Annotated in this window: 20 protein-coding genes; 12 read left to right on the top strand and 8 right to left on the bottom strand. The window is 51.0% G+C overall.

Features of this window, described 5'->3' with window-relative positions:
• The first annotated feature begins 110 nt into the window (after window positions 1-110).
• Window positions 111-1316 (top strand): multidrug effflux MFS transporter, encoded by a 1206-nt coding sequence (locus tag BZG76_RS10575; protein ID WP_077461304.1) that lies wholly within the window; start codon window positions 111-113, stop codon window positions 1314-1316.
• A gap of 220 nt (window positions 1317-1536) precedes the next feature.
• Here BZG76_RS10575 and bioA read toward each other — a convergent pair whose 3' ends face one another.
• The gene (gene bioA / locus BZG76_RS10585; RefSeq protein ID WP_198532338.1) at window positions 1537-2811 is read right to left on the bottom strand and encodes an adenosylmethionine--8-amino-7-oxononanoate transaminase; all 1275 of its coding nucleotides are present in this window, start codon (window positions 2809-2811) and stop codon (window positions 1537-1539) included.
• Between the two features lie 108 nt (window positions 2812-2919).
• Here bioA and bioB point away from each other — a divergent pair, with 108 nt between their 5' ends.
• Genes bioB through bioD form a run of 4 tightly spaced genes read left to right on the top strand, consistent with a single transcriptional unit; the run spans window position 2920 to window position 6650 of the window.
• Complete coding sequence (gene bioB / locus BZG76_RS10590) at window positions 2920-3972, top strand: biotin synthase BioB (RefSeq protein WP_077461307.1); 1053 nt, start codon at window positions 2920-2922, stop codon at window positions 3970-3972.
• A gap of 5 nt (window positions 3973-3977) precedes the next feature.
• A complete protein-coding gene (locus BZG76_RS10595) occupies window positions 3978-5192 on the top strand; it encodes an aminotransferase class I/II-fold pyridoxal phosphate-dependent enzyme (protein WP_077461308.1) in 1215 nt (404 codons plus the stop codon).
• Entirely contained in the window at window positions 5189-5983 is a 795-nt protein-coding gene (gene bioC / locus BZG76_RS10600; RefSeq protein ID WP_077461309.1) for a malonyl-ACP O-methyltransferase BioC, read from the top strand. The genes BZG76_RS10595 and bioC overlap by 4 nt, the downstream gene beginning before the upstream one ends.
• The gene (gene bioD / locus BZG76_RS10605; protein ID WP_077461310.1) at window positions 5976-6650 is read left to right on the top strand and encodes a dethiobiotin synthase; all 675 of its coding nucleotides are present in this window, start codon (window positions 5976-5978) and stop codon (window positions 6648-6650) included. The genes bioC and bioD overlap by 8 nt, the downstream gene beginning before the upstream one ends.
• An 80-nt stretch (window positions 6651-6730) precedes the next feature.
• On the opposite strand, the gene BZG76_RS15445 is transcribed toward bioD, so the two are convergent.
• Complete coding sequence (locus BZG76_RS15445) at window positions 6731-6904, bottom strand: hypothetical protein (RefSeq protein WP_198532335.1); 174 nt, start codon at window positions 6902-6904, stop codon at window positions 6731-6733.
• A gap of 511 nt (window positions 6905-7415) precedes the next feature.
• On the opposite strand from BZG76_RS15445, the gene htpX reads away from it, so the two are divergent.
• Window positions 7416-8294: a protease HtpX gene (gene htpX / locus BZG76_RS10610; RefSeq protein WP_025673171.1), complete on the top strand. Its 879-nt coding sequence runs from the start codon at window positions 7416-7418 to the stop codon at window positions 8292-8294.
• Between the two features lie 66 nt (window positions 8295-8360).
• Here htpX and BZG76_RS10615 read toward each other — a convergent pair whose 3' ends face one another.
• A complete protein-coding gene (locus tag BZG76_RS10615; RefSeq protein ID WP_077461311.1) occupies window positions 8361-9287 on the bottom strand; it encodes a DMT family transporter in 927 nt (308 codons plus the stop codon).
• A gap of 144 nt (window positions 9288-9431) precedes the next feature.
• On the opposite strand from BZG76_RS10615, the gene BZG76_RS10620 reads away from it, so the two are divergent.
• A complete protein-coding gene (locus BZG76_RS10620; RefSeq protein WP_077461312.1) occupies window positions 9432-9881 on the top strand; it encodes an Lrp/AsnC family transcriptional regulator in 450 nt (149 codons plus the stop codon).
• 72 nt (window positions 9882-9953) lie between these two features.
• Here the strand turns inward: BZG76_RS10620 and trxC are convergent, their stop codons facing one another.
• Window positions 9954-10385 carry a thioredoxin TrxC gene (gene trxC / locus BZG76_RS10625; RefSeq protein WP_077461313.1) on the bottom strand — a complete coding sequence of 144 codons (432 nt, stop codon included), beginning with the start codon at window positions 10383-10385 and terminating at the stop codon, window positions 9954-9956.
• A gap of 148 nt (window positions 10386-10533) precedes the next feature.
• Window positions 10534-11670: a M14 family metallopeptidase gene (locus BZG76_RS10630; RefSeq protein WP_021024405.1), complete on the bottom strand. Its 1137-nt coding sequence runs from the start codon at window positions 11668-11670 to the stop codon at window positions 10534-10536.
• 224 nt (window positions 11671-11894) lie between these two features.
• Here BZG76_RS10630 and BZG76_RS10635 point away from each other — a divergent pair, with 224 nt between their 5' ends.
• The 4 genes from BZG76_RS10635 to pgsA all read left to right on the top strand — a co-directional run bounded on the left by BZG76_RS10635 (window position 11895) and on the right by pgsA (window position 16760).
• Window positions 11895-13343 carry an NAD-dependent succinate-semialdehyde dehydrogenase gene (locus tag BZG76_RS10635; protein WP_077461314.1) on the top strand — a complete coding sequence of 483 codons (1449 nt, stop codon included), beginning with the start codon at window positions 11895-11897 and terminating at the stop codon, window positions 13341-13343.
• Between the two features lie 300 nt (window positions 13344-13643).
• The gene (gene uvrY / locus BZG76_RS10640; RefSeq protein ID WP_077461315.1) at window positions 13644-14288 is read left to right on the top strand and encodes a UvrY/SirA/GacA family response regulator transcription factor; all 645 of its coding nucleotides are present in this window, start codon (window positions 13644-13646) and stop codon (window positions 14286-14288) included.
• A 29-nt stretch (window positions 14289-14317) separates the two neighbouring features.
• Window positions 14318-16150, top strand: coding sequence for an excinuclease ABC subunit UvrC (uvrC, locus tag BZG76_RS10645; protein WP_077461316.1), 1833 nt, complete (start codon window positions 14318-14320; stop codon window positions 16148-16150).
• Window positions 16151-16199: 49 nt separating this feature from the next.
• Window positions 16200-16760, top strand: a complete 561-nt coding sequence (gene pgsA, locus BZG76_RS10650; RefSeq protein ID WP_077461317.1) for a CDP-diacylglycerol--glycerol-3-phosphate 3-phosphatidyltransferase — start codon at window positions 16200-16202, stop codon at window positions 16758-16760.
• 94 nt (window positions 16761-16854) lie between these two features.
• On the opposite strand, the gene BZG76_RS10655 is transcribed toward pgsA, so the two are convergent.
• The 3 genes from BZG76_RS10655 to BZG76_RS10665 form a co-directional block, all read right to left on the bottom strand.
• Window positions 16855-18222 carry an ATP-binding protein gene (locus BZG76_RS10655; RefSeq protein WP_021024411.1) on the bottom strand — a complete coding sequence of 456 codons (1368 nt, stop codon included), beginning with the start codon at window positions 18220-18222 and terminating at the stop codon, window positions 16855-16857.
• A gap of 3 nt (window positions 18223-18225) precedes the next feature.
• Complete coding sequence (locus BZG76_RS10660; protein WP_077461318.1) at window positions 18226-18900, bottom strand: response regulator; 675 nt, start codon at window positions 18898-18900, stop codon at window positions 18226-18228.
• Between the two features lie 101 nt (window positions 18901-19001).
• Entirely contained in the window at window positions 19002-20681 is a 1680-nt protein-coding gene (locus BZG76_RS10665; RefSeq protein ID WP_021024413.1) for an aspartate:alanine antiporter, read from the bottom strand.
• A gap of 469 nt (window positions 20682-21150) precedes the next feature.
• On the opposite strand from BZG76_RS10665, the gene BZG76_RS10670 reads away from it, so the two are divergent.
• Window positions 21151-22223 (top strand): ISL3 family transposase (locus tag BZG76_RS10670; RefSeq protein WP_077461319.1); only part of this gene is annotated, 1073 nt, incomplete at its 3' end.

Consider the following 22223-nt stretch of genomic DNA (forward strand, 5'->3'; position numbering starts at 1 on the left):
TACCATTCAGGGAGTTATTGCGTTAACATGCCTCTCAGCTTGTGGTTTTAGCATTCGCTAGAGTCACAGTTTCCTCGCTCGCCTAACACACAGAACGCATAGGAATTGAGATGCAATCGGCTACTCGTCCATTTAATTGGTCGCCCGTATTGCTGGCATGCTTAACGGTCAGTATCGGGCAATTCAGCATGGGATTGGTTTTTCCATCATTACCTTGGATCGCTCGTGACTTCAATCTCAGCATGGACGATGTCCAACTGCTTATTTCCGCTTACCTGCTCGGGTTTGGCCCGTCACAATTTATCTATGGCCCCATTTCGGATGCACTCGGACGCCGTCGCGTGCTATTAGCCGGTGTCTTGCTTTCACTGGTTGGGTTAACCGTGATGGTGAGCTTTAGCGCCAGTTTTACCGGGTTGGTGATTGGCCGTTGTATTCAGGGGATGGGCACGGGGTGTTGTGCCGTCCTCTCGCGAGCCTTTACCCGTGACTCGTATTCGGGGGATCAGCTTCCTCAAGCCATGTCATACCTGATCATGGTCGCCTCATTTACGCCCATTGTGGCTCCTGTGATTGGTGGCTTTGTTAACCATAACTTAGGCTGGTTGGCGATCTTTATTTTATTGATGGTTTATACCAGCTTGGTGTGGTGTGTGCTCTTTTTCTTATTTAAAGAGAGTATGCATACGCGATCGCCATTACCTAAGATAAAAGTGATCCTTGGTCGTTATGGCGCACTGTTAAAAACGCCATACTTTCTTTATTTCGCCAGTATCAGCTGGTTGAACTTCACCTTGGTGATCACCACGGTGTCACTGATGCCATTTTTGATGCAAGAGCGCATCGGGATGACCTCGGATCAATATGCCTTGTGGGCGCTCATTCCTACTTGCGGGTTACTACTGGGCAGCACGCTGGTGTCGCGTATTCGTCCACGTTTAGGTACCAAACGCATGCTGTTGATGGCACCGGTGATGCAGCTCATCTCAGCGATATGGCTATGGTTTACCCCCATGGATCCCTTGCTGCTGATGATAGGGCAGTTTTTTATGGTGTTTGGTAACGGGATTGCGCTGCCGTGCTCCCAGTCGCAGGTGATGCAGCCTTACTCTAACCAAGCCGGCACCGTCGCTGCGCTCTCCGGTGGTGGACAGATGATTATTTCCGCGTTGATGAGTATGGCGCTATTGAGCTTGGGGGTTAGCGAAGCATGGCACCTTGGTGTGGTGGTTGGCGTCTTTGCGCTGCTCTCCGTTCATAATATCTTTCGTGGCTTCGCAGCACCGAAAGTCAACGTCGCCAATGGCACCATCTGACGGAATACAGAATACAGAAAGAGCCGATGCAAGCGCGATCTGCTCTCTTCTGTACTCCGCAAGCGAAGCGCTCTGTATTCAAAAATCCTGAATATCGCGTAGGTCGGCATAAGCGCCTTCTCGATCGCGCAAGCTTGGTGTGGTTTACGCCGCGCGCCCGTTGCACGGCGCCATCCGACATCGGGGTTAAATTTGGCACCGATCGTGACTGACGCCCTATCTACTCACCAAAAAACTGCGTAATTGCGGTGATCATCCCTTGGGTGAGTTGGTGGAGTTGGTCGTCGCGGATGCAATAGGGTGGCATCACATACACCAGTTTACCGAACGGGCGAACCCAAATGCCTTGGGCGGTCATTAAGGGCTGGATATCAGCCAGATTTACCGGGTCGGTCAGCTCTATCACGCCAATTGCGCCAAGCACACGCACGTCCGCCACACATTCCAATGCGCGAGCAGGCGCCAAGCCAGTTTTCAGCTGCTGCTCGATATGCGCGATGGTCTGCGGCCAGTCACTTTCTAGCAAGGTATCAATGCTGGCGCAGGCCACGGCACAGGCGAGTGGATTACCCATAAAGGTAGGACCGTGCATAAAACAGCCTGCATCACCGCCACAGACAGTATCGGCCACATGGCGGGTGGTGAGCGTGGCGGCCAAGGTCATGTAGCCGCCGGTCAGTGCTTTACCGACGCAGAGTATATCTGGGCTGATCCCCGCGTGGTCGCAGGCAAATAGTTTTCCAGTTCGGCCAAATCCGGTGGCAATTTCATCCACAATCAGCAGTACATCAAATTCATCGCACAGAGCGCGCACTTGACGCAGGTATTCGGGGTGATAAAAGCGCATACCACCTGCGCCTTGCACGATGGGCTCTAAGATCACCGCGGCCAGTTGACCGTGATGGGTGGTGAGTGCGTCGCGCATAGGCTGCATGTCGTTAGGGTTCCACTCACCGTCAAAGCGGCTTTGTGGGGAGGGCACAAAATGATGCTGAGGCAGAAACCCTTTGTAGAGTTTGTGCATCGAATTATCAGGATCCGTCACCGACATGGCGGCGAACGTGTCGCCATGATAGCCATGACGCAAGGTCAAAAACTGTGCGCGTGACTCGCCGCGCCCCTGCCAATATTGCATCGCCATTTTAAGTGCCACTTCTACTGACACAGAGCCAGAATCGGCCAAAAACACTTGCGTGAGCGGGGCGGGTGAATGTGCGACCAAGCGCTCGCAAAGCGATACCGCGGGCTGGTGGGTGAGACCGCCAAACATCACATGCGACATCTTATCGATTTGCTGATGCGCTGCGGCGTTTAAAGCAGGGTGGTTATAGCCGTGAATGGCTGCCCACCATGACGACATGCCATCAATCAGGACAGTGCCATCTTCAAGAAGCAGTTCCGCGCCGCTTGCGTGTGAGACGGGCAAGCAAGGCAAAGGATCGAGCGTTGAGGTGTAGGGATGCCAGATATGTTCACGGTCAAAATAGGTGCTAATGCTCATAAATGAATCAGATGTAAACCAGTGTGATCTTGTTGTGTTGACAGGTTAGCGTCTGTGGGTAGACTAGCCAAGCATTAAAACGACAACAACGGGGAAAACCGCGTGGAAATAAGACACAACTGGACCGTACAGGACGTGCAAGCATTGTTCGATAAACCCTTTATGGATTTGCTGTTTGACGCGCAGCAAGTGCATCGTGAATATCATCCTGCCAATCAAGTGCAAGTCAGCACGCTGTTATCGATCAAAACCGGCGCGTGTCCAGAAGATTGCAAATATTGCCCGCAAAGTGCGCGGTATCGCACCGATGTTGAGAAAGAGCGCTTAATGGAAGTGGAACGCGTGCTCGAAGCGGCGGAGAAAGCCAAAGCCTCAGGCGCGACGCGCTTTTGCATGGGGGCGGCGTGGAAAAACCCCAAGCAACGCGATATGCCGTATTTGCTCGATATGATCCAAGGCGTCAAAGGATTAGGGTTGGAAACCTGCATGACATTGGGCATGTTGGATGCGGAGCAAGCCAAGACCTTGTCGGAGGCGGGTTTGGATTACTACAACCACAATCTCGATACCTCACCTGAGTTTTACGGCAACATCATTACCACGCGGACGTATCAAGAACGCCTTGATACCTTATCTAACGTGCGAGAAGCGGGAATGAAGGTGTGTTCCGGTGGCATTATTGGGTTGGGTGAAAGTGCCCGCGATCGCGCTGGTTTGTTGGTCGAGCTGGCCAATATGCCTGCTCACCCAGAAAGCGTGCCGATTAACATGCTGGTCAAAGTAAAAGGCACACCGCTTGAGAACGTCGATGACGTTGACCCGTTCGATTTCGTCCGCATTATCGCGGTGGCGCGGATCATGATGCCCAAATCGGCAGTGCGACTGTCTGCCGGGCGCGAAGACATGAACGAGCAAATGCAAACCTTGTGCTTTATGGCTGGCGCCAACTCGATATTCTACGGCTGCAAGCTGTTGACCACACCAAACCCTGACGAAGACGCGGACATGCAGCTATTTAAAAAGCTGGGTATCAATCGCGAAGCGGTCAGCCAAAAGCCCGATCAAGTCACTGAGCATGACTTACTTGAGCAAGTGGCCGAGCGAGTGGCATCGCGCCCGCAAGAGGGCGATTTGTTCTACGACGCCAGTGTCTAAGCACCATGACTGACACAACATCAGCGCTGCTCCGTCGTTATCAGGACGAACTGGCCGCACGCCAGCAACAAGGCCTATGGCGGCAAAGTGGTGACAATGCCGTCGCCGAGTCATGGCGCAACTTTGCGGGTAATGATTATTTGGGCCTTGCGCAAGATCCGCGGCTGGTCAAAAAGGCGCAGCAGCATCTTGAACGCTGGGGTGTGGGCGCGACGGCGTCGCCGGTAGTATCTGGTTTTACCGCCGCGCATCAATCCCTTTGTGATCAGCTGTGTGACTGGCTGGGTTACCCGCAAGCGATACTGTTTAACAGTGGTTTTGCCGCCAATCAGGCGTTGTTGTTTACGCTGTTAGGTAAAGACGATGCCTTGTTTCAAGACAAACTCAACCACGCCTCCTTGATTGAGGCCGGCGTATTGAGCCCTGCCACACAGCGGCGTTTTCGTCATAACGACATGGCACACCTTCGCCAACTGCTCGCGAAACAAACCCAGCCGTCCGCATCGCTGATTGTCTCAGAAGGGGTATTCAGCATGGATGGCGATGTATCGCCAACCGAAAGCCTTGCCACGATTGCCAACCAATCGGGGGCGCTCTGGGCTCTGGATGATGCGCATGGGATTGGCGTGTTAGGGCGAGAAGGCGAGGGCAGTATCAGTCGTGGCGCGCGGCCAGATATTTTAATCGTGACGTTTGGAAAAGCCCTGGGCGTGGCGGGGGCGGCAGTGTTGGCTTCTCCCACCATCATTGACTATTTGCGCCAGTTCGCTCGCCATTATGTGTACTCGACGGCCATGCCACCCGCGCAAGCGGCACTCATTGAGGATGCAATTAGGCTGGCACGAACAGAGCACTGGCGGCGAGAAACACTCAGCGCCCATGCCGAACAGTTAGCGCAAGGGCTCCACGACTGGTTAGRGACGACGTCTGCTTGCGAACCGAATGCTTCAAATACGCAGCCTTTACCGCGACTGCTTGCGACGCCTAGCCCGATCAAACCGCTGATTATCGGCGATTTGGCAGCGTTACAGCAGGTAAATCACGCCTTGATGAAGGCCCATATCCGAGTAGGAGCGATTCGGCCACCGACTGTGCCTGCCAACACCGCACGTCTGCGGATCAGCCTGTCCGCGCAGCATCAAAAAACAGATATCACCGCATTGATTGAGGCGCTTAAGCCGGTATTGGCGAGCGACAAAGCGTGTGGGGTGACAGCATGACAGTGGCCGATAAACAAGCGATTGCTCGAGCGTTTGGCCGAGCCGCGCCCCATTATGACGACAGTGCGACGCTGCAGCGCCGTGTCGGTCATCGGTTAATGGCATTGGCTGAGTCAGAGCAAAAGGCTATCCATCTCAGTACCGTTATAGATGTCGGCTGTGGCACCGGCTATTTCACCCAGCAGTGGATGACTCACGCTAAAACAGTGATTGGACTGGATCTCAGTGCTCCTATGCTTGCGACGGCAAAAGCGCGCTGCGGTGATGCCATGCTAGGCGTACAAGCTGATGCGGAGCATTTGCCGCTGGCTGATAACAGTGTCGATCTGGCATTTAGTTCGTTAGCGCTGCAATGGTGTGACGATTTGCACGTGCCATTGGCGGAGCTGCGTCGGGTCGTTAAACCCGGTGGGCAAATTCTTGTTTCAACACTGCTCAACGGATCCTTGTGTGAACTCGACAGCGCGTGGCAACAAGCATGCGGCACGTCACGAGTGAACAGCTTTATCTCCTTCTCAGAGTTACAACAGGCAACCCAACGCGCCGGGTTGACACATGCAACCGTGTTGCAAGAGAGCGAACAGCTGACCTTTGCCAATGCCCAAGCGGTGATGAAAAGCTTAAAAGGCATCGGCGCCACCTATCGGCCGCAAGGGGCGGGGCAGCAAGGGCTGGCGACAAGAGCGCAGTTTAGCGCGGTAGAAAAGGCGTATCAGCGTTTTGCACTCGCCGCCAACACCTTGCCGGCGACCTATCAAATTGGCTACATAGTGATTAACCACCATGCATGACAGTTTCTTTATTACCGGCACCGACACCGAAGTGGGGAAAACCTATACCACGGCGGCGCTGTTGCACGCTTTTATCAAACAAGGTTATCAAGCGGTGGGCTACAAGCCTGTCGCCGCTGGTGCCGATTTAGCGCCTGACTACCAACTCAATAGTGACGCTGTCACTTTACAGCGCGCCAGTGCGATTGCATTGCCGTATGCCGCTATCAACCCAGTGTTGTTAGAAACGCCATGCTCGCCGCACTGGGCGGCCGTGTTAGCCAACAAGCCCATCGATACCCAGATGTTGAGCGATGGGCTCGCGCATTTAAAACAGCAGGCCAGCCCAGTATTGGTAGAAGGGGCTGGCGGCTGGCAAGTGCCACTGAGTGAGACTGAAACGCTTGCCGATTGGGTGGTTGCCCATCAACTGCCAGTGATCATGGTGGTGGGAATAAAGCTTGGCTGTTTAAACCATGCTTTACTCACCGCAGAGGCCATACGTGCACGCGGGCTTACGTTAGCTGGATGGGTGGCAAACGCCGTGGATCCCAAGGCGCAGCACAGTGACGAAATGGTGCGCTATCTTGACGCGCATTTAGATGCGCCTTGTCTGGGGCACTTGCCGTTTGCTGCCGATGCTTCGCCAACACAATGCGCGAGTCACTTAGATGTTTCGCGGTTGTAAACAATTTATGGAAATGTAGCGATCAAAAAAGCCAGCACTATGCTGGCTTTGTCTATTCAGTCGCTGATGCAGATAGACCGTTACTTTTGGTCGCCTCGCACGCCCATTAAGTTTTGCTGTATCTCTGCCATTTGACGTGCCGCCGACGCGTCATCTGACGCTAATCCAAGCTCTGAACAGGCTTCATCAAAGCTCATGCCGAGATGACAGGTTAAGATGTCGATCGCGACGCGGTAATTTTCTTGCTCTGCCATGGTCTCACTCCATTGATAACGCGTTGCAAGGATGACGTATGCAACAGTTTGTGATTTATACTGTCTGATGAGGGTGTCTGCGCGTTGCGAAACAGCCTCGTGAGTGTCGTAGTTTTAAACAGCTGGGTATAAATTAGCCTGACTCGAGCGCGAAGACAACTCGACCAAAGTCTATAGTCGTGGCTTTTTGTCTTTTTTATTGGCTTTTTCTGTATTGTTTATTTTTAAGCCAATGAAAAATGAGACAAATACATAGTTTGGCGAGAGGTCACATTTTGTTTAGATTAGATGGGAATAACGTGCCACACTAACTGGTCGGAGCTTGATGACGACATCACTTTATTGGTAACAAAATGCATCAAAGGATTGTTTTTATCTTGAATGCCCATACTATTTTCATCAATACAGCTTTCACCAATACAATTTTTACTAATACAACGTCCACCAATACAACTTCTACCAATACAACAAGCAAGCGCTGAACACTGGGTTTAAGCGACGGAGAGACATAATGAAACGCATAGGATTATTTCTTGCTACCAACTTTGCGGTACTGATTGTATTTAGCATTGTGCTAAATATTATTTATGCCGTGACTGGCATGCAGCCGGGGAGCTTGTCCGGACTGCTAGTGCTGGCGGCCGTCTTCGGTTTTGGTGGTTCGATCATTTCGCTACTGATGTCTAAATCGATGGCGCTTCGTTCTGTCGGCGCGCAAGTGATTGAGCATCCACGTAACGAAACCGAGCACTGGCTAATGAACACCGTGAGCCAACAAGCACAACGTGCTGGGATTGGCATGCCAACGGTCGCGATTTATAACTCACCCGACATCAACGCCTTTGCCACCGGTGCTAAGCGTAACGATTCTGTCGTGGCGGTCTCGACCGGGTTAATGCAAAACATGACTCGCGATGAAGCCGAAGCGGTACTGGCGCATGAAATCAGTCACATCGCTAATGGTGACATGATCACCATGACCTTAATGCAAGGCGTCGTGAACACCTTCGTGATCTTTATTTCACGTGTGATCGCAGGGGCAGTCAGTGGCATGAATAGTGACGAAGAAGGCGAAGGCGGCGGCAACTGGATGATGTATTTCCTGATCTCTTCCGTGTTGGAAATCGTCTTTGGTATTCTGGCCAGCATCCTCACCATGTGGTTTAGCCGTCATCGTGAATTCCGTGCTGATGCTGGATCTGCGCAGCTGGTGGGCAAACAGAAAATGATTGCAGCACTTGAGCGCTTAAAAGTGAGCCAAGAGCCAAAGCTAGAAGGATCGATGATGGCGTTCGGTATCAACGGCAAGAAAACACTGAGCGAGTTGTTTATGACGCACCCGCCGCTAGAAAAACGCATTGATGCCTTGCGTCGTGGTGATCACTTATAACGGGCGCTTTTTCATGCTCGACCACAGCCAGCATCAAATCATGCTGGCAAATGATAAGTACCAAGTTTAAGCGGCCTGCGGGTCGCTTTTTGTTTGTGCACGACGCCATTTGATCACATCACTGGCTAACACAGCGCCAAACACGATCAACGCCATCGCCGCCAGAGTGAGTATGCTAACCGTTTCACCGAAAACCGGTATGGCCATTAACGCGGCCACCACAGGCGTAAATGCCCCCATCGCGGCACTCATTTCAGCTCCTAACCGGCGAATGGCAAAGGCGTAGCTGTAGTTGGCAATAATCCCCACGCCCAAGCCTTGAGCAAAAATGTGATAGCCAAGTTCATTGAATGGCGCTTGGAGTAGGTTAAACGAAATAAGCCCAATCAATGCGCCCACTGGCAGCAGTAATACAGCCGATATCGCTAATACCGCACCGGCTTCCGCAGCACTTAATCCTGTCACGCGTACGCCAATGGTAAACCAGGCCCAACTGATACTGGCTGCGAGCAAAATCAGATGGCCTTGGGTGACAGGCCAAGGTGAAAAGAACAAGGAGTGCCATAAAAATGCGCCAATACCGAGCACAATCAGACTAATGCCTAATCGTCGTCCCATGGAGAGCGATTCGCCATAAACAGTCCAAGCAATGGTGGAAACAAACAGCGGTAAGATCCCAGGTATTAATGAGGCTCCGTCAGCCACAGGCGCAAACTGCATCCCCGTGGCAGCCAGCAGATAAAACGGTAACCCTGCGCCAAATGCAATCGCAAACAGATAACGTTTGGGGGTAGTGACAATATGGCGTACTCGATGACGACTCAACCAACCAAATAACAGCGCGGCGGGTAAGAAGCGCAATAAGGCAATATCGCCACTGGTTAATACCGATTGGCTGGCCTGACGTAATGAAATAAACAAGCTTGCCCAGATAGTCACGGTCAAGCCCATGGCAAGCATGCCCAATAAACGTTGTGAAGGTGCAGGCATCATTAATCACTTCCTTGTCGATTCGTTATTTAAGTGTGACAGCGTCAAAGAAGAGATTGGTGGCAAAATAAAGGATGATTTAAGCCAGGATTAGCGATTATCATCTTTTTATGGCTATAAATTAATAAAAACCATCAAGGAGGCGGTTTGGACAATAAAGACAAAGCGATTCTTGCGTTATTGCAGGATGATGCGCGCCGTACTGTTGCCGAGATAGCCGATGCGGTTGGGCTCTCGTTTTCGCCGTGCGCAAGACGGATTAAAAAGCTTGAGGCTGATGGGATCATTGCCTCATACCAGGTCACACTCAACCGTCAGCGGATTGGGCTAAACATGACATTTTTTGTCAATGTCAGCCTGAGTAACCACCGAGAAGAGGCAATTGTTACCTTTGAGCATGCGCTAGTGGAAATGGATGAAGTGATTAACGGCCATGTGATATCGGGCACGTATGATTATTTACTGGAAGTAGTCAGTCGCGATCTGCCGCACTACGAAGCCTTTATGCGTCAGCTGCAAACGCTCGCCATGGTGAAAGACATCAATACCAATGTGGCGATCCGCGCGGTAAAACAAGGCGCAGCACTCAAGGTATAGCGCAGCGCTTAAAGTCTAGCGCTGCGCCAGAATCACACGATGGAAAAACGGCGATAAACCGATAGCGCGTGATTAGCTAAGGTGCTGGTTGACCCAGTCGCTGAACGCATTTTGTGGCAAAGCACCATTTAAGACATCAACCCGTTCGCCGTTTTTAAACACCATCAGGGTCGGAATGCTACGAATGCGATATTGCGCCGCGAGGGCTTGTTGGGCCTCGGTATCAACTTTCACAAAACGGGCACGACCTGATTCCTGCTCTGCCACTGCTTCAAAAGCGGGTGCAAAGCTTTGACAGGGGCCGCACCAGGTAGCCCAGAAATCGACGACAACCGGCTTGTCGCTGTTTAATAAAGCGGCAAAGTTATCCGTAGTGCCTTCGATAGGCTTGCCATCGAGCAGTGCCGATTGACACTTACCACAGTTAGGTGCGTCATTAATGCGCGCTTCAGGAATACGGTTGGTTGCTTGGCAGTGGGGGCAGCGCGAGGTAAGAGTTGTCATTGTGCGTCCTCGTTGAATGATTTACCCCTAATGTAAGCGCCTTTGTGTGATAGCCCAAGTCGAAATAATCAATCACTTAAATAGAAAAAGCCGATGACAGTGTCACCGGCTCGTTTTCTTTTGCCTTACTGCTTGCTAGCTAGCCTTGTTAAAGGCCATCAACCACGCCAAGGATTGCGCTGAGCATGTCTCGGCCAAATGCTTGGCTGCGCGCGGGTGACCAGCCAAAGTCAGGATCGGGATGATTGTTATGATCTTTAAACGGCATTTCGACCGTGTACGACAAACACTTAAAGCGCTCACCAATCCAATTTGAGCCAACGGTTAAGTTCGCTTTGCCTGGTGCATCTTTTTCATAGCCGTGCTCGTCTTGAAACTCCGGCGTCACGGTAAGCAGCGTACGCTTAAATCTGTCTTCCAAGTCCGCCATGCGCGCATCATAAGAGGGGATGCCCTCACAGCCGGCGACAAAGTTATATGGGATGGCCTCGTCACCGTGGATATCCAAACACATTTTTACCCCAGTTTGCTCCATACGGGCACGAACATGATACACCTCGGGACTGCGTTCAAGGGTGGGCGACTGCCACTCGCGGTTCAAGTTTGCGCCCACCGCATTAGTGCGTAGGTGGCCGCGCACACTGCCGTCGGGATTCATGTTCGGCACCACATAAAAATCAGCTTTTTCTAGTAATGCCTGTGCAGTGGTATCGGTGTCGTCAAGCAATCGGTCGAGTAAACCTTCCATAAACCACTCCGCCATGCTTTCGCCGGGATGCTGGCGCGCAATCAGCCAAATGGGCGTTTTCGGTTGAGTAGACTCGCTTAAATCCGCGCGGATTTTCAACAAACTAATATCACGACCATCCAAGGTTTGTCCTAGCGTTTCGAGCTGGCACTGTGGATAGGTCTGCGCCTGGTGAATGAGATCCAAATGGCGTTCATAGCTATAAGGCGCGAAGTAGGCAAAGTACATCGAACCATGTTGCGGCGTGACCTTAATCGTTAAGGTGTCGCCATCAAACTCGGTTGGCACGCGGAACCAGGTATCACGGTCATATGAGGCAACGGCTTGGTAATCTTTCCAGCCTTCAGGATAGGCCGACCCAGCGAGCTGTTGAATGTGGAGTGTATGAGCCTGATCCACGTCCGCTTCTAAGCGAAAATGGAACCACTGATAAAATTCAGATTGATTGTCATGATGAATGGCAAGCTGGATATTATTGATGTCACTATCATTTAGAACGCGAATATTCCCGCTATCGAACTGACTAAAAATACGCATAGAGCATCCTTTTTCTGTTGAAGGGCCAGCTGTGTTTGCGCCGGAAGGATAAGCCTTATTATTATTTTCGCTTCGTCTGTTGCCTATTTGAGCAGACATTGGGCGTTTACAGGCTTATGCTGATTAATCTCAGTGATTATCTTGCCGTGCCAAAGGTGAGCTGGCAAGGTGCTATCAAGATTCAAGCGAACTCGCCAGCCTTTTAACACAAAAAAGGAGCCATTATGCAGCTTCACGATCAGGCGCTACTCAAATCTCAGGCCTTAATCAATGGCCAATGGGTTGATGCCAATCATCAAACCACACGTTCAGTCACGAACCCTGCTAACGGTGAGTGCTTGGCAACGGTGCCTAATATGGGGGCGGAGGAAACACGTCGCGCGATTGATGCTGCCGACGCCGCCTTGCCCGAGTGGCGAGCACTCACCGCCAAAGCTCGAGCTGAGATCCTCTATCGCTGGTATGAGCTCATGCTCGAGCATACCGAGGACTTAGCCGCGATCATGACCGCGGAGCAGGGCAAACCGCTGAAAGAATCTGCCGGTGAGATCCAATACGCCGCGTCGTTTTTGCAATGGTTTGCTGAAGAAGCCAAACGTGTGAATGGCGCAACTATTCCTGCCGAGCAGGCCGATAAACGCATCTCAGTGATCAAGCAGCCCATAGGTGTGACAGCAGCCATCACGCCTTGGAATTTCCCCGCCGCCATGATCACCCGTAAAGCAGCGGCCGCGCTTGCTGCTGGTTGTACCATGGTGGTCAAACCGGCCAGCGACACCCCTTTATCAGCGTTGGCGTTGGGTGAATTAGCGCAGCGTGCCGGCGTACCTGCTGGCGTGCTAAGCATTATCACCGGGACGGCGGGTCCGATTGCAGATACCTTATGTGCCGATGTACGTGTGCGTAAACTCTCCTTTACCGGCTCGACCGACATTGGCGCGCAGCTAATGGAAAAATGTGCACCAAGCATTAAAAAGCTGTCGTTGGAGCTTGGCGGTAACGCCCCATTTATCGTCTTTGATGACGCCGATATTGATGCCGCCGTAGAAGGGGCGATTGCCGCTAAATTCCGTAACGCGGGACAAACATGCGTGTGCGTGAATCGTATTTACGTGCAATCGCGTATTTATGACACATTTGCTGAAAAATTCACCGAGGCAGTGAGCCAATTACGCGTTGGGCAGGGTACTGACAGCAACGTTGACATTGGTCCGTTGATTAATCGTGGCGCCATCGACAAAGTGAAAGCACACTTGGACGACGCCCAGCAACACGGTGGCAAGATTTTATTGGGGGGTGACTGCCCCGATTTAGGCGACAACTTCACCCAACCGGCGGTGATTAAACACGCGACCTCGGCGATGCGGATTGCGAAAGAAGAGACCTTTGGTCCTGTCGCACCGCTGTTCGCTTTCGACGATGAAGCGGAAGCCATCGCCATGGCCAACGACACGGAATTTGGCTTAGCGTCGTATTTTTATGCCCGTGACATCAGCCGTGTACACCGCGTTGCCGAAGCGCTGGAATATGGCATGGTGGGGATTAATACCGGTTTGATCTCAACGGCGGTAGCACCGTTCGGAGGGGTCAAACAATCTGGGTTAGGACGCGAAGGATCGCAATGGGGCTTGGATGAATACCTCGAAATGAAGTACCTATGTTTGGCGCTGTAACCATGTGCTGGCATAACGACACACGGAAAGCGTGTCAATCTGGTGTGGAAAATTACTGACACATCATCAACACGCTACCTGGGTTATAGCCGCGAGACTGGTGAGATTGTCGCCGTATTGGCGACGATCTCGTCACTTGGATTGTTTTTTATCAGCTTAATGTATGAATATTTGTGATTCGGCACATCTGCTCTGTTGTTGCCTTTTCATCCGTGGTAAAACTTAAGAGATGCGTAAGACAAGTCCAACCGTTGCGTTCACGCAGCATGTTGGCGAACCAAACCAAGTGGAGATACAAGTTTGATCAATGTTTTTCTTGTAGATGATCACGAGCTGGTTCGCACAGGGATTCGGCGTCTTTTAGAAGACGTTCGTGGCATAAAAGTGGTAGGGGAAGCCGACAGCGGTGAAGCCGCACTCAAGTGGTGCCGRCAAAATCACGCCGATATTGTCCTGATGGACATGAATATGCCAGGTATCGGCGGGTTAGAGGCCACACGTAAGTTGCTTCGCTACTCGCCAGACGCCAAAATTATTGTGCTCACAATTCACACTGAAAATCCGTTCCCAACCAAGGTGATGCAAGCCGGTGCGGCAGGGTATCTCACCAAGGGCGCAGGGGCTGATGAAGTCGTGAATGCGATCCGCATGGTGAACAGTGGCCAACGCTACATTTCACCTGATATTGCCCAGCAAATGGCGCTGAGTCAGTTTTCTACCTCTTCTGATAATCCTTTCAAAGAGCTGTCAGAGCGCGAACTGCAGATCATGTTAATGATCACCAAAGGGCAAAAAGTGACCGATATTTCAGAGCAGTTAAACCTCAGTCCAAAGACGGTGAACAGTTATCGCTATCGCTTATTTAGCAAGCTAGATATCAATGGTGATGTGGAGCTAACCCACCTTGCTATTCGTCACGGCATGTTAGATACCGAAAGCCTTTAAAGCGAAGTTAAGCAGTACGAGATCGCGCAGTGCCAAACACCTTTGATGCCAAGAGTTTTCTTAAAACCGTGCCTCACCAGCCAGGCGTTTATCGAATGATGAACGCCACCGGTGAGATCATTTATGTGGGTAAAGCGAAAGATCTCAGCAAGCGATTAGCCAGTTACTTCCGGCTTCAGGTGTCGAGTGAGAAAACTAAAGCACTCGTCCGTCACATTGCTGATGTGGAAGTCACCGTCACCCACACTGAAACCGAAGCGTTAATTCTTGAGCACAACCTGATCAAGCAGCATCGTCCAAAATACAACGTCTTGCTGCGTGATGATAAAACCTACCCGTACATTTACCTCAGTGGCCATGAGCACCCACGGCTGGCGATCCATCGTGGCGCGAAAAAGAAAAAGGGCGAATATTTTGGCCCGTTTCCCGATGCCAACGCGGTGCGTAAAAGCCTGCACTTATTGCAGAAAATCTTTCCTGTTCGCCAGTGTGAAGACTCGGTGTATGCCAACCGCAGCCGTCCGTGTTTAATGTATCAAATTGGCCGCTGTGCCGGGCCGTGTGTGTCTGGGCTGATCAGTGATGAAGAATATGCCGAGCAAGTTAATTTTGCCCGCATGTTTTTACAAGGCAAAGATCGCGAAGTGATCGACAGCTTGGTCGCCAAGATGGAAACTGCCAGCCAACAGCTGCAATTTGAAAAGGCCGCCGAGTACCGCGATCAAATTCAAGCGTTACGGCGCGTGCAAGAGCAGCAATTTGTCTCGCAAGACAGTGACGATGATCTGGATGTGATTGGCTTTGCAGTCGAAAATGGTGTCGCCTGTATCCATGTGCTCTTTTTGCGCCAAGGCAAAGTGCTGGGTAGCCGCAGCCATTTCCCTAAAATGCCGGCAGAAACCGAGCCAGGTGAAGTGGTTTCAAGCTTTGTCAGCCAGTTTTATTTGGCGCAAGCAGAAGGGCGCACCATTCCAAGCCATATTCTGATTTCAGACGATATTGGCGATGATCTTGGCTGGCTATCGACGACCCTGAGTGAAATCGCCGGGCGTAACGTCCAGCTACAAAGTCGACCAAGGGGTGCTAGAGCGCGATTCTTAAAGTTGGCCAACACCAATGCGCGCACCGCCTTGACCAGTAAAATCAATCATCGGATGACCATCCAACACCGTTATCAGGCGCTACAACAAACCTTGGGCTTGGAGCCGGTTAAACGGATGGAGTGTTTTGATATTAGCCACACCATGGGAGAAAAAACGGTCGCCTCTTGTGTGGTGTTCAATCAAGATGGCCCCCTGAAAAAAGAGTACCGCCGTTATAATATTGAAGGGATCACCGGCGGTGATGATTATGCGGCGATGGCGCAAGTGCTGACGCGTCGGTATAGTAAGCAAGTTGAGCCGGAAAAAATCCCCGACATTATCGTGATTGACGGCGGCAAAGGGCAGCTTAACCGCGCCTGGGAAGTGCTTGAACCCCTAATCGCTGACTGGCCGATTAACCCGCTGATATTAGGTGTGGCAAAAGGCACCAGCCGTCGACCTGGGCTAGAAACCTTAATTAAGATCTCAGGCGAAGAATTTTCGCTGCCGTCCGACTCGCCAGCCTTGCACCTGATTCAACATATTCGTGACGAAAGCCACGACCATGCGATTGCCGGACACCGCGCCGCGCGAGGCAAAGCACGCAAACAGAGTGTACTTACACAAATCGACGGGATTGGCCCGAAACGCCGCCAAGCACTACTCAAATACCTCGGCGGGCTCCAAGAACTGAAAAACGCCAGTGTCGAAGAAATCGCCAAAGTGCCAGGCATCAGCGCAACATTGGCAGAGAAAATTCATTCCTCATTGCAAGGTTAGCGGCAATGGGGCACCATAACCTAGTTACTCCTAAAATAAAAAGCTGAGCATGCGTCTAAATATACCTACCATTCTGACCTTTTTGCGCATTGCGCTGATCCCGGTCTTTGTTGTTGCTTATTATCTTCCCTACGCGTGGGCGCCGTTTGTGGCGGCACTGATTTTTATCATTGCGGGGGCGACGGATTGGTTAGATGGCTATTTAGCACGCCGTTTAAAACAATCGACTCGATTTGGCGCATTTCTCGACCCCGTTGCAGATAAAGTGATGGTGGCGATTGCCATGGTGTTGATTGTCGAGCACTACGCGTCTATTTGGGTCACGATTCCTGCTGCCACCATGATTGCGCGCGAAGTGATTATTTCTGCATTGCGAGAGTGGATGGCCGAAATTGGCAAACGTGCCAGTGTCGCGGTGTCTTGGGTAGGTAAATTTAAAACCGGCTCGCAAATGTTCGCACTGACTATGCTGTTGTGGCATGGCGCCCCTTGGATTGAGTGGTTAGGGTATATTGCTTTGTATGTCGCAGCAGGCCTAACGTACTGGTCGATGTATCAATATATGATGGCAGCCAAAGACGATTTGCTGGCCGATCCTGATGGCGACTAAGCCCTAACGACCCATATCGCCAACGCACCAGCGATAAAAACGCGCGACAGCACGCAACAAAAAACGCAGCCCCGTTAAGGCTGCGTTTTGTCGTTTAGCGCTTAGGAATAGTCAACACAAATGCCGCGCCTTGTAATACCGAGTCCGTGACATGAATGTTACCATCGTAACTAGCGATAATTTCATCGCACACGGCCAAGCCAATTCCGGTGCCCGGGTTCAGTTGATCGGCGCGCACGCCGCGTTGGAATATGCTCTCTCGATAGCACTCCGGCACTCCAGGGCCGTCATCTTCAATGATAAGCTGAAACACCTCGCCTTGATCCTCTACGCGCACTTTCACTTGCTCAAGGCAGAATCGATAGGCGTTTTCTAACAAGTTACCGAGTAACTCCATCAAATCACTGTGGTGTATCGGCAAAGAGGCATGTTGATCAAATGCGCGGATCACTTTAACCGGTTTATCGCGATACGCTTTATCTAACATCCCGGCCAAGCTATCGATAGGCGCAGACAGTGGGCTATCTTCGCGTTTTAACCCACATTGCCCCACCAACGCGCGTTTTAGTTGATACTGCACCATGTCATCCATTTGGCTGACTTGCTCTAGGATCCGTTTGTTCAGTGCTTCACGCGATAAGCGATTGTCGTCTAACAAGGCGTTGGTGGCCGACAAGCGCGTTTTTAAACTGTGAGCCAAATCATCCATCGCGTGACGATAGCGCGTTTTTTGCTTCTCGCGTTGGGTGATCATCCGGTTAAGCGCTTGGGTAACATCTTGCAGCTCATCAGGATAATCATCGTCCAAGGTTTTTTGCCGTGATTCGGTAATCGCAATCAGCTCTCGTGCCAATCGGCGTAGCGGAGAAAAACTCCAATGGCAGGCGGCGATTACCATGGCAGAGGCCGAGAGAAACAGCAAACTGATATAAAACCAGGTCTCTGTCTCTAAATCAGCTAACTGTTGTTTTTGCATATCCACGTTGCGCAGCACAAACAGCCGGTTATCACTGTCGCCAGGTTGCTTATCGGAAGACAGCCGTTGAGCAACCACGTTAAAGCCCGCAATAGACAGGTACTGCGGTTTTTTGGTCAGATCAGGCAACAGCGCGCAAATATCGTCGATATCAAAGGCGCGAACATCGCGGGAGGTCCAAAGCGTATGTTTATCTCGCGTACAAAGAACGGACATATAGTCGCTGCTAGAGGGATCCAGCGATTGGATCCACGCCGTGAGCTCATCGGCGCGAATCAATCCATCTTTACTCAGTTGCGCCATGACCATGGGAACTTGTGAGGCCAGATCGCGAGAATAAGCGGCCATCGAGCTTTGTTGATAGAGCTTATTAATTAAAGCGGCTAGGGCGATAGAAAAAACCAGTATGATACCGATAGACGTCGCAAGCACACGGGTGCGCAATCTTGGTCGACAACGACACAAGGTAAATTGGCCTAGTTTCATGATTCACTCAGCTTGAATTTCAAAAAGATACCCTTGACCTCGCACGGTCGAGATCGGGTTGCTATGGCCGCTTTGGAGCAGCTTTTTGCGCAGGCGACTGATCATCACTTCAATGGTGTTCGGATCGCCATCTTGATCGTGATACAGCACATCGAGCAAGCGCTGCTTGGAAATCACCTCACGGCTATGACGCATCAAATACTCAAACAAATCATACTCAAACGCGGTTAACTCAAGTGGCTGGCCGTTCACCGTCACCGCTTTGGCTAACAAATCGAGCTCAATATCACCGGCGGTAATCGTGGGTTTGACAAAGCCAGCACTTCGGCGCACCAAGGCATTGAGGCGGGCAACCAGCTCCGGCTTTTGAAACGGCTTAACCAAGTAATCATCAGCGCCAGCATCTAGTCCCGTGACTTTGTCTTGCCAGTTCGCCCGTGCGGTCAACACCAAAATAGGCAGGCGCAAGCCTTTGGCGCGAATGTCCCGAATCAAGCTAATCCCATCTTGATCGGGTAGGCCCAAATCAACAAGGGCAATATCGTTGGGGTATTGATCGGCAAAATACAGCCCCTCGCTCGCCGTCTTGGCACAGCGAACATGGTGCCCAAGCTCGGTGAGCTCAGTGTTTAGGTGATGACTTAAAATCGAATCATCTTCAATAATCAATACCTGCATAAAAGCCTCTTTAAAACAAAAAAGCGCCCATGGTTGGACGCATTGATTATAAGTTTTGTTGGCTGAATTGTGCCTGACGTGACGTCGTTCTCTTCGACGGCTTACACCAAAATAATCATTAAGGTGCCGGCGAGTGTCAGGATCACGTTGGCAATCGCATAGGTGCCCGCGTAGCCCAGTGCTGGAATGGTACTGCGCGCGTGCTCATTGATCATATCCATCGCCGGGGCACAGGTGCGTGCGCCAATAATCGCACCAAACAATAAGGCGCGGTTCATTTTAAGCACATAGGCCCCCACCAGATAAGCAATAATCACGGGGATCACGCTAATCACAATGCTGGCCAAAATCACCGAAAAGCCCATATCCGCGATGTAATCAAATAGCCGGCTACCGGCACTTAAACCAATCCCGGCCATAAAGGTCATCAGGCCTAAATCTTTGACCATATTCAGCGCCCCTTGTGGCACATAGCCGAAGGTAGGGTGGTTGGCGCGTAAAAAGCCAAGGCTGATCCCTGCCAGCAGCAAGCCGGCGGCATTACCCAGCCCAAAGGTCACTTGGCCAAAAGTGAGGGTGATCATCCCCAACCCAAGCCCCAGAATAAAGAAGCAACAAAACGCGAGCAAATCCGACATCTGGCTATGAATCGAGATAAAACCAATCCGATCCGCCAGCCCTTTTACGCGGCTTTTCTCGCCACTGATTTGCAACACATCGCCTTTATTCAGAATAATGCCTTGATCCATCGGCATCTCGACTTGCGCGCGTACCACGCGGTTTAAAAAGCAGCCATATTCCGACAAGCTAAGATCGGACAGCTTCTTTTGCGCCACACTGTCGTTTTTCACCACGATTTCTTCTTCGACGATGCGTAAGTCGAGCAAGTCACGATCAAACACTTCTTTGCCGTTTCTAAAACTGGGGTCGAGGCGCGCATGGCTGTCTGGGTAGCCTACTAAGGCAATCTCGTCCCCTTGCTGCAAAATGGCATCACCATCGGGGTTAGCCAAAATGCCGTTACGGCGAATCCGCTCGATATAACAGCCCGTTTGGCGATAAATACCCAGCTCACGCAGATTACGGCCATCAATCCAATCAATCAGCTCTGGGCCAACCCGATAGGCGCGAATAATAGGCAGATACACTTTACGCTGTGACTCACTGCCTAACCCGCGCTCAATTGCAATTTGCTGAGCAGAGTGCTCCAGGTTATGGCGTTGCAGCTTAGGCATTAACTTGGCAAGCACAATCAAACTCACCAAACCGGTAAGGTAGGCCATGGCATAGCCGACACTGAGGTTATCGATCATCATCCCCAGCTGCTCGCCATCGGTGCCGGTTAAGCCAGAGTTAAGCGCATCTTTCGCGCCCACGAGCACCGGAGTAGCGGTGAGTGCGCCTGCCATCATGCCAGTGGCAATGCTGGTATCCAGCCCCAACTGATCTTGAAAAAACAACGTCAACCCAATGGCGCTTAACAACACGGTGAGCGCGAGCAATAGGTAAGATTTTCCGTCACGGAAAAACACGCCAAAAAAGTTCGGCCCTGCCTCGATACCGACACAGTAGATAAACAACATAAAGCCGATGCTGAGTGCGTCGGGCGAAAAGGTAAACCCGGCATTACCAAAAATGATTGCGGTGAACAACACGCCGATGGATCCACCGAGTTGCACACTACCAATTTTGATCTTTCCGACGGCCAGGCCGAGCGCGAGCACCACAAAAAGGAGTAAAATATCGTTTTGAAGCAGGAGGTTATTGACGTCTATATTCACAGCACAAATGTCCGACAGCGCGTGCAGAGGGTTAATGTGGTGAAAATTATACCAACCTTAATCACATTTTGTTGGACAAATTTAGTGAAATACACAGAAAAGTTGGGTAAAAAAAGACCGCTTGGCTGATTTTTTCAACGTAAACAACAAAAAGCCCCATCGACTGATTTTTAAGGCGCCCCTATACAAGCCCCTAGACTCAAGCCAACGCCCCCTCACCTGACCCACAGAATAAGCGCTCGCTAACATTTTGGACATTAAGACATGAAAAGCTAACAAGGTATTTGATAGGCTACTGCCACAATCGACATTTTTAAGGCCTGTTGGATGCCGCAAACCGGCGGGCGGTAGCGTGGAGAAATACTGGATAGAGAAGGCTCTTCACCGGATGTGGTGGAAAGTGTTTCTTTTCAAGTTTTCCGATTAATTGGACAATAAGGAAACACTCTGCACTTGGGCCCTGAATCAGATGAAAGATACAGCACTCTATCAAGCGATCCTTGGACTGATTCCGCCATGGACTGTCGACTCTGTCCAAGTGGATAAAAAGAGCCAACGTATTACCGTGACCATCATGTACGAAAGTCCTTCAGGCGTTGCTTGTCCAACATGTTCGAAAGCGGTAAGAAAGCATGACTCTCGAAAGCGGATATGGCGTCATTTGGATACATGCCAATACGAAACATATCTTGAGGCCCAAGTCCCACGTGCTGACTGTCCAAAGCACGGGGTTCAGACCGTTTCTGTTCCTTGGGCATCTCCTGGTAGTCGCTATACCGAACTCTTCGAGACAAAGATTATTGAAACACTTCAGTTCACTTCTCTTCACTCTGTATCTAAAGCCTTTCGACTGAGTTGGGGAGCCATTGATCGGATAATGAAAAGGGCTGTCTCACGAGGGCTCGCCCGGAGAAATTTAAATAAGGTAGAAGATCTGTTGGTAGACGAAACTGCCTTTTGCCGAGGGCATGATTATGTCACCGTGATGTCGAGCCGAACGGGCCAAGTTCTCGCTGTTGCCGACGGTAAAAGTGAACAAAGCTTAGCAAACTGCTATCGAGTGCTGCCTAACATCGCTAAACAACAGGTCCGCTCAGTCTCGATGGATATGAGCCAAGCTTTTATGAATGCAACCGAGTCCTTCTTTGGCTCACGATCTAAACGCCTGATTGCAGTTGATCATTTCCACGTAGCAAAAGTACTCACCAAAGCTGTTGACGATGTTCGCAAGCAAGAGGTTAACCGTCTACCGCCATACCTTAAACGAGAGTGCTACAGAACGCGTTATGGCTGGCTCAAAAGAAATAGAAACCTCACCGGTCGCCTGAGAGAGCGTATAAACAGATTGGCCAAGCTCATGATAGATACAAGCCTTAGCTGGTTGCTCAAAGAGCAAGCAAGACTAATCTGGTACGGAGGTTCGATCAGAAGCGCAAGGAATCAATGGCTAGAGTGGCTTGCTTTAGTTAAAGCAAGTGGAATTAAACCATTGATGACAGCAGCGGCGACAGTGAAAAAGCACTTACCAGCAATCCTTAATGC

The organism is Salinivibrio sp. AR647, assembly GCF_001995415.1.
In the GTDB taxonomy this organism is placed as follows: domain Bacteria; phylum Pseudomonadota; class Gammaproteobacteria; order Enterobacterales; family Vibrionaceae; genus Salinivibrio; species Salinivibrio costicola.